Genomic DNA, 13348 nt, shown 5'->3' on the forward strand with positions numbered 1-13348 from the left:
AATTGAGCAAATTATCGAGGAATAATTCTTTGATATCATACCTATCTTATATTATGTGAGTGTCGACTAAAGTTGAGGAAAACGCACCTATAGCCAATGTTGCAGTATTCTTAACTTATTTACTTAGTGTGGTGGTCAATATTCAGAAACTTTTTTGAAACCCAACCTGAATCATTTTCATATTTTACATATAGCCACTCTCCGTTTTTAATCTCACTCTCAAGTATCTCTACTTTTTCATTAAAAGGTATCTGAGTTAAAATATTACTTTTTACATTTCCGTCTTCCCTTAAATTAAGTCCAACTTTTGGCGTAACTATTCCAACCTTTGTTTTATCATAGATACCTACATCTTCTGTAGGAAGAAAAATATTATAATTGTAAACAATTAATTGAGACGCAAACAACATTGCAATCACTCCTTTGAACACAAATAAAACTCGTTCTTTTGTACTTAATGATGCTCTTATATTTGTGTAAACTTTGGTATCTCTATACCCATCAATTCTTCTACCTGTTTTGTAACGTCTATCTCTTACATAAACAGGAACTGAATCATTGTAATAAAATTTAACAGACTTTTTAAATAAGTTTCTTAGTGCCACATACCACCAATAGATAGCTCCTATTACTGGAATAAACCCAAAAGGTACTAATAGAAAATATAAGAAGAAACTATTTTTTAATTTTTCAGATTTGTACTCTCCTTCTATTTCTTGCCTATTCTCTACAAATACTATTTCATTATCATTTTTAGTTTCCATTTCGAAATTGTCACTATTTTCTATATTAGAAGAACTAAAATCTTTTCTATAATAAAGCCCTTTACGACCTGCATGGACATATTTTTTACCATTTGATTTTACGCCAAACCTCAATCCCTTAACTCCTACAGATGCTCCTACGCCACTTTTGGATAGGTTTAGTCTTATCGGACCTACTTTTACTGACTTTCTGAAAAAAAATCCCACTTAATTAATATAATTTATGATGAATATAATTTGATTTATTTTGTAGACAATTATTAATGCCAATGTTTATTACAATTAGGTCACTAGAAAGCAATAACTTTTCAAGTTTGTGCTGTGCCAAATCAACCCTTTGGTAGTGTATCAAATAACCACTTAAATCTTGTAAAACACCGAACGCCCAATTTTCTATATTTCATGTAGTGCAAAGTTTTGTTTGTTCTTTTCAATCCAAATCTTACTTCTTGAACTACAATTTGTTCAATATTACTTTTTATAACACTGTCTCAATAGTGATAAAATTCAATGACTTAATAAGACAAATCATCCCAAGTCTAATTAAGTTATTAGAAATCAACCCAAACCTTCATAATCCCTCATTTGGCAGGTCACATACAACTCAATTAGATTTTCACGAATTCCTTCTTTTTTGGCAATTTGATGTATGTAAAAACTGGCATTACTTAAAATCACATTATCTCCAGTTTTCATTTGTAAGCCAAGTTTTGTAACAGTGTCTTTGACATAACCTATAACTTCAAAGTAATTAGTAAGCTTTTTCAATACAACGAGCATGAATAATGAAGAACTTTCTTAAACAAGCTCCCTCTTACTACCACCCAGTCGATGCTCCCATTCGTATCAACCTACTTAATTTATTCAAATGCAACTATCTTATATGTCAATTCGCTTATCATATAAATCAAAATGGTATATCTGACCAATCTGTCTGTTCAGTTGATTCAGTTTGTTTTTTCTCCAAGTCAATTTTCTCTTCAATTGATTCAATGAACTTGATAGAGTTTGTGACATTATTGAAAATTAAAACACTTTCTGAGTAGTTCAATATAGGATTGTCATGAGCAAAACTTTTATTGTTACGTATATCATTAAATGCATCTAAAACATTGATTGAATATTTCAATATTTTTTCTGCCATTACGGATTCAATTTTCTGATTAGAAATAATGAATTTTATATACTTGCCATAAAGGGCATTTAGTGATTCTTCTTTCGACAACCCTATTTCATGTTTTTTACATAACTTCCGTATATATTTCATGGCATACGTATGTAATCTATCTAATGCAGCTTCAGGTTCATTTTGCTTAATACTTTCCTTAATTTGCTTGGCTAAAAGATTGAAGTCTTTGTCATTTGTGTTATCGTTGATTACTTCAATTTCTTCAACAATAGTAGCTTGGAGAAGACGCTCATAAATTTTAACACACTCATCGAAAAGGTTCTGCTCAGATTTAGAGATTTCAAATAAGTTTAATACTTTTTCCTCATGCCAATTTGTTAATAGTTCTTTAGTGAGCTTTCCAACATTATAATTACTCTCAACATCCCAGAACGCTCTTAGTCTATTTGCTTTTGAACCACTACCATATTCGTATTTGTCGTCATAAATCTCAATTCTAAGAGATTCATAAATGAACTCACTAAATGTGCGATTTGAAAATTCTAATACATAACCAGAATCCATTCCAAAGAACTTTTCTAGTTTTCTTTTTTCAATTCTTGATAGGTCTGACATTTTTTAATTCTATTATGCACAATTCATTGAATAAACACAATGGCATCTATCCACCCAAATTTTCTTGATATACATCACATGGCATACAGCCAACAGCCTAGTTTACCCTTCCAAGATATCAACCAAATTTCAACATTCAAAGTTATCTATCAACAATTCTAATATAGAATACAAAAATCATAAACCACATAAAACCAAGGGAATGTACACACTCATTTTTATTTCATTATAAATCAAAAGCGTCTTTCATGTTTTTTTGACTTGTTAATTTAACAAAAGTATTTATCTTAGTAGTCTATACCTTGTTGCTCAAAAGCTTTGATAACTAAAAGCCTCAATAACTTAATTAATTTTATAAATAATAGTTACTGAGATGAAAAAAAGAGACAATATACGAAAAGCGAAATATGTTGTCCTTAGTTAAAAAAATGTTTGATCTAGTGTATCAAAACATGACCGATAGTGGAAAGTTATCTTCAACTTTTCAAAACTACATCCTTACAAACACTTGTATTTAAAAAAAATCTCACTTGAACTTTCAGATAATCAAATTTATGATTATCTGCTTCTTCTCTAATGTAGAGCTATAGAAAAGCTAGATCTTAAACCAAAATGTTTTAAAAGAATATATCATTTTAGATTTTACAATGGAGCTATTAATAGAAAGTAACTCAAATTAGAACATCTATTGGTCAAAAACCTCATGAAATTAAGTAATGGAATTGGATTAAAATATAAGTAGAAAAACTAGGGTATAATATAAAAGTATACCCTTTCTACAAGGTAAGAAGCATGGTGATAATGCCAAATTATGCTTCTCAAAGAGCTCCTCAGAAGAGGATAATCTAAATGCAGCTACATTAAATTAACTCCATCTTTTACCAATTTTCCCCTTGTGAAAATAAGCCTAAATTCTTACTCCGTATACTTTATACTTTTAGTTGGATTTCTTTATCTAAAAACTCTCAGGAGAAGACGGTCTGAAAATGATTGAAAAATAAGTCACAAAAAAGACCTTCCATATCAATGAAAAGTCTACCCTAAGTTCCATACAGACATCGACGTGTAAACCACCGCCTTTGTTCAACTAGGGCTTAATTTTAGGTCTTTCAGACCAAAATAAGCCCTAATTATTACATGGCGTTTTATTTTATAATTCTTCTTTATTTATGATTCCACCCCAATCTTCTGAATAAACATACTTTCCTTTTTCCAAATCATTCACATAATTAGATATCCATTCTTTAAATGAATTAGCAATCAATTCTCTTTCCCCTGAATCATGCCACATTCGGATTATTTGTCCATTTGTTCCACTTGAGCTGGGGTCAATATCAATGCAATAATGATTTCCGTTCCCATCATAAGTTATTGGAATCCATTTTGAATTCCACCAATCTGGTTTTATTCCTTCATCAGGTTCTGATTCACTTTCCTTAAAATCACCTTTATCCAGTAAATCTTTCCATACAGACCACTCCTCAATTACACGATCTGTTGATAAGAATTCTTCAGTATCAATTAAACCTTCACTATCTCGTTCTTGTCCGTTGTGAATTTTCAAAAATTCGATATAATCTTTAGGGAGTTTTCCGCCAATCGTTTTTTCAAGCTTGGTTATGTCAACTTCTGATGCATTAGTATTCAGTTCAGAGTTTAGGTGAGATGCGTTTTTAGATAACCATTTTTCGAAACGACTCCAAATTGATGGAATGTCATCTGCTTGTTTCTTAAAGAATGAAAACATAGTGAGTGATAATATTAGTATTGCAAATGTCTTTTTCAATTTCAGGTCGTTTATATGCCATGTAACGTTCCGTATAAATGCAGTAGCGGATTAAGACACTTTTTTTTTCGAGTTCAAACAGACTTAATTAAGCGCAGATAGCGGTTCAAGTTTTCACTCGAACCGCTATTGCATTTATACATTGTTGGCAAACGTTAATTAATTTTTACTACGTCATCCGGTTTCCATGTTTGGTCGAAGAATTCAGTTCCTGTTCCAAATAACCTGACTGCAGTTAGGAAATTGCGCCCTTCTACTGTTTTAATGTAATTGCTTTCAGGTGCTCCATTTGGTAAAGTTGGACCAAAGTAAAGATCAACTGATCCATCTTTATTCTTTTTATAATTGTTATACTGATTTATTGATGGCATCATTTGATCTGTCTCAGGCATAGTGCCGTCAGTTACATTATACAGCGTTACTGCCCAGAACAATTTAGCAGGAATGCCGGCAGGTAAATGAAGTTTATAGTGGTTGCTTCCGTTCAAAAACTCACCTTCCGCATCTCTTGCAGTTACAGGGTATTTTGCTCCTCCATCAATTGCACGTTTTACCATTGAGGGAGAAGTGCTGTAGGCAAATTGCATAAATGTTGCTCTTTGGTCTATATCCAGATAGCTATCCTGCATAAATTCAGCTGTTGCACCTGACCATACTCGCTCGTACTGTCTATCGTTGTAGTAGAAGTTTCGCCCGTCCGATCTTCCGATTTGTCTTGATGCAAAGATCATTTTAGGAGCAACTTCTAGAGCTTTGTTTAAAGATTCTCTTTGCTTGGCAGTAGGATTGAAAGGTTCTCCTTTTTTTATCCCTAATGACGCCAAAACACCACGAGTATTTGCTGGGATAGCTGAATAAGGTTCATAATCTACAAACTCTTTCATTTTAGTCCAGAAATCAAATTCTGTTTCGTACATCATGTTAATTCGTTTACCCGATGCATTTGGGAATTGCATGGCTGGAATATCTTTCTCTACTTCCCACAATGGATATATCCGAATTTTTTCTGCAATTGCGGCAGCTTCTGATGGGTCTGGACCATTTTTTCCTTGCTTCATCAGAGTGCGGAAAAATATAAATACATTGTAAGTAGAAGACTCGAAAGTAAAATATCCTCCATTTGGAATCGGTCCATCATAATTAGGAGGAAGTAAAAGGTATAGGCCACCTTTACCCTCATCAGGACCTGCAAGCCCCACATCTGTAATCGTTCGTTGGAAAAAGTCAGTTAACATACTAACATTTTTTGGAGGAGCTGCTATCACTAGTGGCCCAGTTTCTTTAAGGTCAGCATATCCCATTGAGTATACTACATCCGCATTTGGTGTAGGTACCCATGCTCTCGCGTCCATTCTTTGTTTCCAAACCGGAATCACATTGTAGCCTTTACCAAACACGACTTCTGACCCGTCTCTTAAACCGATGGTATTCATGGCCGGTAACATTTCGTAATAGGCCTGAATGGCTCGCTGATAATACAACTCATCGACCAACTCTTGAGCTTCATTTTGCTCCAGCCAATTTCCATTGTTGATTTGTTTCATTAAAGGAGGCATCTCCTGTGCTTTTGATAATGTAATGGTGAATAGTGCCATTAGCATTAAGATTAATTTTGTCTTCATAATTGAAATATTTTCGTTTTTAATTGGTACAAAAATCTGAATATATAGAAATTCTACTCTTAGAGAATAACCAATTTTAAGTAATTAGGTAAAATGCCTATTTCCTAGAGAGACTACAGCAATGTTTGCCAACATTGAATAAACACCATAGCGTTTATCCACCCAAATTTTAACATTCAAACATATTTATTAATAATTCTAATATAGAATACAAAAATCATAATCTACACAAAACCAGAACAATGTACATACACATTTTCATTTCATTTTAAACCTTAAGCTCCTATCATCTTTTTTGAATTACTAATTTTAACAAAACAACCCTCCTAGCAGTCTACACCATGTTATACATGTATTTTCAACTAGCCCTAAAACAAAAAAAGACTCTCCCTCTTACGGAAAAGTCTTTCTCTTTCATTATTTCATCAAAAGCTAAAAAGATTATTTCTTCTTCGCCTTCATCGCTTTCTTTTTCTCTTTTTTACGATTGGCTTTCTTCTTCGCTTCTTTATAAGAATCTTGATCTGCCGCAATCTCTTTCATAACGGTTTTCCAATCGGTAGAGGTTTCTTCTGAGTTGCCGACGATGCCTGCGTACTCCCCTTTGTCCATTTCGTGAATGGCAATTTTGGTATTGGTAAACTCTTCGATGGCTATCAACAATTCCTTTTCGTTTTCAGAACAGAAAGCAATGGCATCTCCTTTTTGGGTACCACGACCTGTACGACCTACACGGTGAACGTAGTTTTCTGGTTCTTCTGGCAAATCGTAGTTCACCACAAACTGAACGTTAGGAATATCGATACCTCTTGCGGAAACGTCTGTGGCGATCAGCATTTTTACGTCTCCGTTTTTGTAGGTTTTCATGGCTTCGAAACGTTCTTTCTGGTCTTTACCTCCATGAATACTAACGGCCTTTACCTCCACTCTTTCCATGGCTTTGAGCACACGTTCAGCTCTTACTTGCGTTCTTACAAATACAAGCACTTTTGCCTCAGGGTTTTCTTTGGCGATTCGTTCTAAGAAGAAACGCTTATCGTCCATAGAAACGAATACTACTCCGTGGTTAACGTTTTTAGAGACAGGATCTTTTGGTGAGATCTGAATTCTGATGGCATTTTTTACCAACGAATACGCCAACTTCTTGATTTGCTCATCAATAGTGGCAGAGAAGAATAGGGTCTGTCTATGTTTTGGTATTAATTTGATAACGTCCTTGATATCCTTAATGAAACCTTTCTCCAACATATGGTCGGCCTCATCCAATACCAAAATTTCTACACTATCCAGTTTGATGTATCCTTGGTGGTTTAAATCAAACATTCTACCGGGAGTAGTGACCAAGATGTCCACTCCTTTTTCTAATTTCTCGATTTGTGCCTCTTGTGGTACGCCACCATAAAGACACAAAGTAGTTAGTTTGGTGTACTTTCCTAAAGATTCGAACACCTCTGTAATTTGTTCTGCCAACTCCCTTGTAGGAGCCATCACCAAACTACGAATGGTTTTCTTTCTTTTACCTCTCACAGGTTTGTTCATCAACTTTTCCATGATTGGAATAGCAAATGCTGCCGTTTTACCGGTACCTGTTTGTGCAATAGCCAACACATCCTCACCTCTTAGGATAGGTGGGATAGATTTAAACTGAATATCAGTTGGCCTTTTGAATCCCTTTTCTTCTAAACTTTTCTTTAGACTCTCAGAGATACGATATTTTTCAAATTTCATTGATAACGAATTAAATGTGAAAGGATTTGGAGTGCCATCGATCTTTTCACCCTAATCCCTTATTGTAACGGATACTAAAATTCTCCGTCCTCTAAAATTTGTTTTACTCTCCCTACTTCTCCGGTCTCTAATTTTACTTTAATTCCATGAGGGTGAGTAGACGATTTTGTAAGAATTCTTTCTACAAAACCTTCCGTAAGATCGCCTGTGCGTTGATCTTCTTTTAGGACGATCATCACATGACCGCCTATTTTGATATTGCTTCTTTTCTTTCCGTCCATAGGTATTATGAGGGCATGATTTCAACACCTTCACCATCGAAATCGCTTTCTTCTTTGGTAGGCTTTCTTACTTCAATAATTTTTCCATCAAAGAATAAGTCCATCCCTGCCAATTCGTGGTTCATGTCCATCACTACATCTTTCTTATTCAATTGGATGATTTTACCGTCGTAAACATCACCATCCTGATCGGCAACAGAAAGGATATGTCCCACTTGAAGGAAAGCTTCCTCTTCTTCCTTATCGACAAAACCAAAAGCCGCCTTATCGACTTTTACATTTTGATATTGCTCGATAATTTCTCCGTAAGCATCCAAATAGCCCAAAGCTAATTTGAAGTTATCCCCTTCTTCTTTACCGATTAAGGCCTCTTCGAATTTTGGCAGCACTCCGCCAGAACCCACGTAGAACAAGAAAGGCTCATCAGCTGTTGCTTCTTCGATGAACTTTCCGTTGGCATCTTTTTCGTATAATTTATAGGTCAATGCAACGACCAATCCTTCTTCAACTTTCATGTTAAAGTGATTTATAATTTCTATTCTATATAAACTTACAAAGCTTCCTATCGATTTTTAGTTCGTTAGGAAGCTTATATATATGATATATTATGACCTTATTGAGGTAAATCGCTTAAATCTAATCCACCAAGATCATTCATATTTGCTTCCGCTTGTTTTGCTTCTGCCAATTCTTCCTCAGTTGCTTCTCTAATATCAAGAATTTCTCCTGTGAAGAATAAGTTTTTACCCGCTAATGGGTGATTGAAGTCCATCACTACATGATCAGCGTGTACTTCTTTCACTTCACCTTCCATCGGCATCTCGTCTGGACCTACCATTGGAAGTACGTTACCCACTTTAAGAATTTCTTCTTGATCTACTTTATCTTCAATATTGAACACCTCTTTTGGGATCTTGATTACCGCTTGAGGTTGGAAGTCTCCATAGGCCTCATCTTTCTCGATACCAAATTCGAAAGTAAATCCTTTTTCTTGATCTTTCAATGCTTCTTCGAAGTGAGGAAGAACATCTTTATAACCAAATAAAAACTCAAATGCGTCGTCTGATTTTACTTCTTGTAATAATGTCCCTTCGGCATTTTCGTCGTATAAGTTGTAGGCGATTTTGACTACAGAATCTTTTATTGCTTTCATGATTTTTTCTATTTTCGACAAAGGTACAATTTTAATACTGTATAGTATGCTTAAAGTTGATTTAAGAAAGGGTTATTAGGGAAATTTCTACTTCTTTACCCGATTAATCATCATAGATAGTCGAGCATAGCTACTTTCTGTGAAGTCATCTATAGTAACGACCAACTTTGTGTCCTTATCCAAACGTGCCACATAATGATGTTTCTTCCGCCAATTCTGGATATTTCTATCAAAATCAGTACTATACATTTTCCTCAAATTATACATAAAGTCGCGGAAGTCTTTTTCTTCAACATGTCGTGGAGTAAAACCATCATAGGAAGGCACAAAACCAATAGAGATGATCTTGTCATTATCATCCGTGTAGATAAAAATGACGCCATCCAGATTTCCCACACGAGTGAAAATCATGTCCTCGCTGCTTGTGAAATTATCTCCTAAATTATAATCAGTAATGGATTGGGAGAAGGCAAAATTAGATACTAGAATAAATAAAATGATGTAACGCATAATCTTGGAAGAGTGAAGCTTAGTACTCCTCTAAGATACAACATTACATCATCTAAGTAAAATATAATACGAATTTCAGTTTACCACATTAAGCCACTTCCTCCCTAGTATATTTCCAGCGCTTATGCGACCACAACCAATTCGAAGGTTGTTCTTTGATATTTTCCTCCACTTGTTTCGAAAACTTTTTGAGTATTTCGTTCGAACCTTTTTCGTAATCAGATCCATCGTGAAGGTCAACAATAGTGATTTCGTAATACCCTCTTTTTACTCTTCTAATTTTTGAGAAAATCACAGGGTAGTTCATAAACTCTGTTACTTTTTCTGGTCCAGCAAAGAACGCCGACTCTTTTCCGAAGAAATCTAACCAAATTTGCTTTTTGTCGTAACCCGGAGGAGATTGATCGGCGACCATACCAATGGTGAAAACTTCACCTCTTTTATGCTTCACCAAAATTTCCCTCATCGTCTTTTCCATGGGAACAACATAACCGCCAAAATTAGATCGGATTTTCTGCATCAGATTTTCAGAAAATTTGTTTGATAGTGGCTTGTAAACGGCACCAATTGGCGCATTCATAATGACAGTATAAGCCATTAATTGCCACTCCCAATTAGAAAGGTGGCCTGTCATCATTAAAATAGGTTTACCCGCATCGTGGTACTTCTTAAATTCTTCGGGGTTTGTAATTGTTATGTGTTTTTTCACATCTTCTTTACTCATTGATAGAGATTTCAAAGACTCAAATCCAACATCACAAAGGTTCCTGTAAAACCCCCGAATGATTTTTCTTTTTTCTTTCGCTGAAATGCCAGGGAACGCAGTTTCAACATTTTGAGTTATTACAGTTCGTCGATAACGAATAATGCTTCCCGTAAAAAATGCTATTATATCGGAAATCAAATAGATAATTGGGAAGGGTAATTTAGAGAATAGTCTAATAAAAAACATTGAAATAATTTAATTTTTCAATACTAAAATAAATGATGTTGAGGAATCATCAAAACTTCAAGAGAAAACGTTTAATTAATGAATAAAGTTGATTAAATTAAAATACTATAACCCCATTTAATATAATTTAAAATGTGCCCTGATCTATTCACTATTGATGTTTTTAAGCAACTATTCCTCACCGAAAACGAAAAAGAAGCTATCCGAAAATGCTTCCATTACAAACAATTTAAGAAAGGCGATACCCTCATTGTCAATGGAGATGATGTCGAGATCATGTACTATGTGCTGAGCGGCTGTATCCGCAATTACTTCATCGATGAAAAAGGCAAAGAACACACCGTCCAATTCGCCATCTACGATTGGTGGATCACCGACCTCATCGCCTTCTTCTCCAAAACAGAAGCGGTCTACAACCTAGAATGCTTATCAGACGCCGAAGTCTTTGGCATCCGTTTTCATGATATCGAAAAACTATCCATTCAAATACCCGAATTCAACAAACTCTATAGAGCCAAACTCCAGGCCTCCATTGTGGGCTACCATCGAAGAATCATCGCCAACTTATCCAAAACCGCCGCCCAACGCTATGAAGAATTCGTAGAACGATACCCCGATATCGAGCTGAACATTAAGAACTATCATTTGGCGTCTTATCTGGGGATTACGACGGAGAGTTTGTCTAGGGTGAGGAGGGAGATAAGTCAAGGTAGCAGGTAGCAGGTAGCAGGTAGCAGGTAGCAGGTAGCAGGTAGCAGGTAGCAGGTAGCAAAATTAACGCTCGTTTTTTTAGGTAATAAGTAATAACTAATAGGTAAAGGAGAGCTAAAACTGGCGCAGATGTTAAGCGACAGCGTCATCTGTGCCCATAAACGTTAGAGGTCTCCCGACCTCGTATTTTTATTAAGGAACTAAGGAACTAAGGAACTAAGGAACTAAGGAACTAAGGAAAGATACTTTGTTAAAGTTAATAACGTATCAAAAGCCCAGGGTTTTATTTCTAAGGGTAGAATATTTAGGTAAGAGGTAAGAGGTAAGAGGTAAGAGGTAAGAGGTAAGAGGTAAATTTCGGAATAAAGCACTTCGACTTTAACCTAATACACTTGTTTTTTCGACTAGGGGTGCACCCCTTCATACTACAAATTATCTGCAAAACTCTATCATTAACCAATACAATACTTACTTTTACCATCTTATCTTAACCCCACCTCCAAAACGAGGGGTGCAACCCCTCGTTACACGAACTATTAGCAAAACTCCATCATTAACCAAAACAATAATTACTTTTACTACCTCATCTTAACCCCACTTCCAAAACGAGGGGTGCACCCCCTCGTACACGAACTATTAGCACCACTGCCCACTCGTAAACCATGGAGAGTAACTACAACGGCTTCGCCGTATTCCTCACTATAAAATCATTCTTATAATCCTGCAAAATATCCACCCCTTTCAAACTCGATGACGAATTATTGATTTCTTTTCTCATCATGTAACTCGCATAGATTCCGCCAAGAATATTACTTAATCCAATACCCATGAAGATACCGATGACTTCATAAAAATAAGAGCCGATTAATGCTAGTGGGACGGTGAATACCAATGTCTTTATCACCATAATTTGCAAGGATTGTTGAGGCTTTTGCAATCCATTTAATATGGAAGTGGTGACTAAAAACAATCCATAGAAAATATAGGAAACGCTTACCCAAATGAAGTAGTCCGAAGTGTAGTCAATGACTGTAAGATCATCACTGAATAGTTGGGCGATATTTTGATTAAAGATGAATAAGATAAGTACTACGATGATCCCTAAATATACTGCTGCTTTACCTCCGAAAACAATAGCTTTATCGATTCGATCTTTTAGTTCTGCCCCTAAATTTTGAGCGATAAAGGGGGTAATTGCGGTACTTACTCCTAGTATTCCTATCAGGGATAACATCTCTATTCTACCCGCTACACCAAAGGCGGCAACGGCCATTGAGCTGTGGTAAGCCAATAATAATGTGAGGAATAGCTGTGTTAATGGACTCACTAAGTTACTAAGCATGGTGGGTACGCCAATCTGTAATATATCTCTTAGGTGTTGGGTGAATGGAATAGTAGTTATACTAAAGTTTAATTTTAAAATGGATTGGTTGAGGAAAAGTAAACTCATCATGATCAAAACGAAGACCCAAGAGATGACTGTGGCCAATGCGGCTCCGGTAATTCCTAACTCGGGTAATCCCCATTTTCCGAAAATTAATCCATAATCCAATACCAAGTTGATCACCCCAGCCACGGCCATTACTATTTCTGGCTGACTTACACTTCCTGATGCTCTAAGGATACTTCCCATCAATAAACCAATGGTGAGTAATGGAATACCAATCATTAATGTATGCATGTATTGATCAATTAATGGAAGCATTTCTGAAGGGGCTCCTAACCATGTAAAAAGGGTAGCCTGACTCACATCTATAAAAACGGAAGCACCTACTGAGGTAAACAGGGTAAACAACAATGAAGTGATGATGATCTGCTCCATTTTTAGGAAGTTCTTTTCGCCAATGGCTTTGCCTACCAATGTAGAAACTCCTATGGATAGCCCCATAAACGTACCGACAATAATGAAATAGACCACTGAGGCAAAACTTAATGCGGCCAAGGCGTCTCCTCCTAATTGCCCCACAAAATAAGTGTCGATCACCTGAAATAAGAAAGTAGAAAGCATCCCAATACTAATTGGGACACTCATTTTTGTTAAAGTTGGCGTTACTTTTCCTTCGAGAATAGCGTTCATTTTCTATTGCTTTTACAACT

General features: G+C 35.6%; 13 protein-coding genes. 1 reads left to right on the forward strand and 12 read right to left on the reverse strand.

Features of this window, described 5'->3' with window-relative positions; genetic code table 11:
- Nucleotides 1-119: 119 nt before the first annotated feature.
- From MY04_RS10110 to MY04_RS10160, 11 genes are all read right to left on the reverse strand, one after another.
- A complete protein-coding gene (locus MY04_RS10110) occupies nt 120-971 on the reverse strand; it encodes a DUF4236 domain-containing protein (protein ID WP_066209288.1) in 852 nt (283 codons plus the stop codon).
- Between the two features lie 351 nt (nt 972-1322).
- The gene (locus tag MY04_RS10115) at nt 1323-1532 is read right to left on the reverse strand and encodes a hypothetical protein (protein WP_158297647.1); all 210 of its coding nucleotides are present in this window, start codon (nt 1530-1532) and stop codon (nt 1323-1325) included.
- Nucleotides 1533-1671: 139 nt separating this feature from the next.
- Nucleotides 1672-2508, reverse strand: coding sequence for an abortive infection family protein (locus MY04_RS10120; protein ID WP_066209294.1), 837 nt, complete (start codon nt 2506-2508; stop codon nt 1672-1674).
- Between the two features lie 1150 nt (nt 2509-3658).
- Nucleotides 3659-4255, reverse strand: a complete 597-nt coding sequence (locus MY04_RS10125; RefSeq protein ID WP_066209297.1) for an SMI1/KNR4 family protein — start codon at nt 4253-4255, stop codon at nt 3659-3661.
- Between the two features lie 194 nt (nt 4256-4449).
- Nucleotides 4450-5916 (reverse strand): DUF1254 domain-containing protein, encoded by a 1467-nt coding sequence (locus MY04_RS10130; RefSeq protein WP_101958140.1) that lies wholly within the window; start codon nt 5914-5916, stop codon nt 4450-4452.
- Between the two features lie 441 nt (nt 5917-6357).
- Nucleotides 6358-7644, reverse strand: a complete 1287-nt coding sequence (locus MY04_RS10135; RefSeq protein WP_066209301.1) for a DEAD/DEAH box helicase — start codon at nt 7642-7644, stop codon at nt 6358-6360.
- Between the two features lie 74 nt (nt 7645-7718).
- Nucleotides 7719-7925, reverse strand: coding sequence for a YwbE family protein (locus MY04_RS10140; protein WP_066209305.1), 207 nt, complete (start codon nt 7923-7925; stop codon nt 7719-7721).
- 5 nt (nt 7926-7930) lie between these two features.
- On the reverse strand, nt 7931-8440 hold the full coding sequence (locus MY04_RS10145; RefSeq protein ID WP_066209307.1) for an FKBP-type peptidyl-prolyl cis-trans isomerase: 510 nt from the start codon (nt 8438-8440) through the stop codon (nt 7931-7933).
- A 98-nt stretch (nt 8441-8538) separates the two neighbouring features.
- Complete coding sequence (locus tag MY04_RS10150; protein ID WP_066209310.1) at nt 8539-9078, reverse strand: FKBP-type peptidyl-prolyl cis-trans isomerase; 540 nt, start codon at nt 9076-9078, stop codon at nt 8539-8541.
- Between the two features lie 87 nt (nt 9079-9165).
- Nucleotides 9166-9588, reverse strand: coding sequence for a hypothetical protein (locus tag MY04_RS10155; RefSeq protein WP_158297648.1), 423 nt, complete (start codon nt 9586-9588; stop codon nt 9166-9168).
- A gap of 88 nt (nt 9589-9676) precedes the next feature.
- Nucleotides 9677-10540, reverse strand: a complete 864-nt coding sequence (locus MY04_RS10160) for a lysophospholipid acyltransferase family protein (RefSeq protein ID WP_066209315.1) — start codon at nt 10538-10540, stop codon at nt 9677-9679.
- A gap of 132 nt (nt 10541-10672) precedes the next feature.
- Between MY04_RS10160 and MY04_RS10165 the strand changes: the two genes are divergently transcribed.
- Nucleotides 10673-11260: a Crp/Fnr family transcriptional regulator gene (locus MY04_RS10165; RefSeq protein WP_066209318.1), complete on the forward strand. Its 588-nt coding sequence runs from the start codon at nt 10673-10675 to the stop codon at nt 11258-11260.
- A 664-nt stretch (nt 11261-11924) separates the two neighbouring features.
- On the opposite strand, the gene MY04_RS10170 is transcribed toward MY04_RS10165, so the two are convergent.
- Entirely contained in the window at nt 11925-13328 is a 1404-nt protein-coding gene (locus tag MY04_RS10170; protein WP_066209321.1) for an MATE family efflux transporter, read from the reverse strand.
- Nucleotides 13329-13348: the final 20 nt, after the last annotated feature.

This window comes from Flammeovirga sp. MY04 (genome assembly GCF_001682195.2).
GTDB lineage: Bacteria > Bacteroidota > Bacteroidia > Cytophagales > Flammeovirgaceae > Flammeovirga > Flammeovirga yaeyamensis.

Excerpts from the sequence above, each read along its gene's own strand:
- MY04_RS10125 (WP_066209297.1), bottom strand. The coding sequence starts at position 4,255 with ATGTTTTCATTCTTTAAGAAACAAGCAGATGACATTCCATCAATTTGG.
- MY04_RS10160 (WP_066209315.1), bottom strand. The coding sequence starts at position 10,540 with ATGTTTTTTATTAGACTATTCTCTAAATTACCCTTCCCAATTATCTAT.
- MY04_RS10145 (WP_066209307.1), bottom strand. The coding sequence starts at position 8,440 with ATGAAAGTTGAAGAAGGATTGGTCGTTGCATTGACCTATAAATTATAC.
- MY04_RS10165 (WP_066209318.1), top strand. The coding sequence starts at position 10,673 with ATGTGCCCTGATCTATTCACTATTGATGTTTTTAAGCAACTATTCCTC.
- MY04_RS10150 (WP_066209310.1), bottom strand. The coding sequence starts at position 9,078 with ATGAAAGCAATAAAAGATTCTGTAGTCAAAATCGCCTACAACTTATAC.
- MY04_RS10135 (WP_066209301.1), bottom strand. The coding sequence starts at position 7,644 with ATGAAATTTGAAAAATATCGTATCTCTGAGAGTCTAAAGAAAAGTTTA.
- MY04_RS10140 (WP_066209305.1), bottom strand. The coding sequence starts at position 7,925 with ATGGACGGAAAGAAAAGAAGCAATATCAAAATAGGCGGTCATGTGATG.
- MY04_RS10130 (WP_101958140.1), bottom strand. The coding sequence starts at position 5,916 with ATGAAGACAAAATTAATCTTAATGCTAATGGCACTATTCACCATTACA.
- MY04_RS10170 (WP_066209321.1), bottom strand. The coding sequence starts at position 13,328 with ATGAACGCTATTCTCGAAGGAAAAGTAACGCCAACTTTAACAAAAATG.
- MY04_RS10155 (WP_158297648.1), bottom strand. The coding sequence starts at position 9,588 with ATGCGTTACATCATTTTATTTATTCTAGTATCTAATTTTGCCTTCTCC.
- MY04_RS10120 (WP_066209294.1), bottom strand. The coding sequence starts at position 2,508 with ATGTCAGACCTATCAAGAATTGAAAAAAGAAAACTAGAAAAGTTCTTT.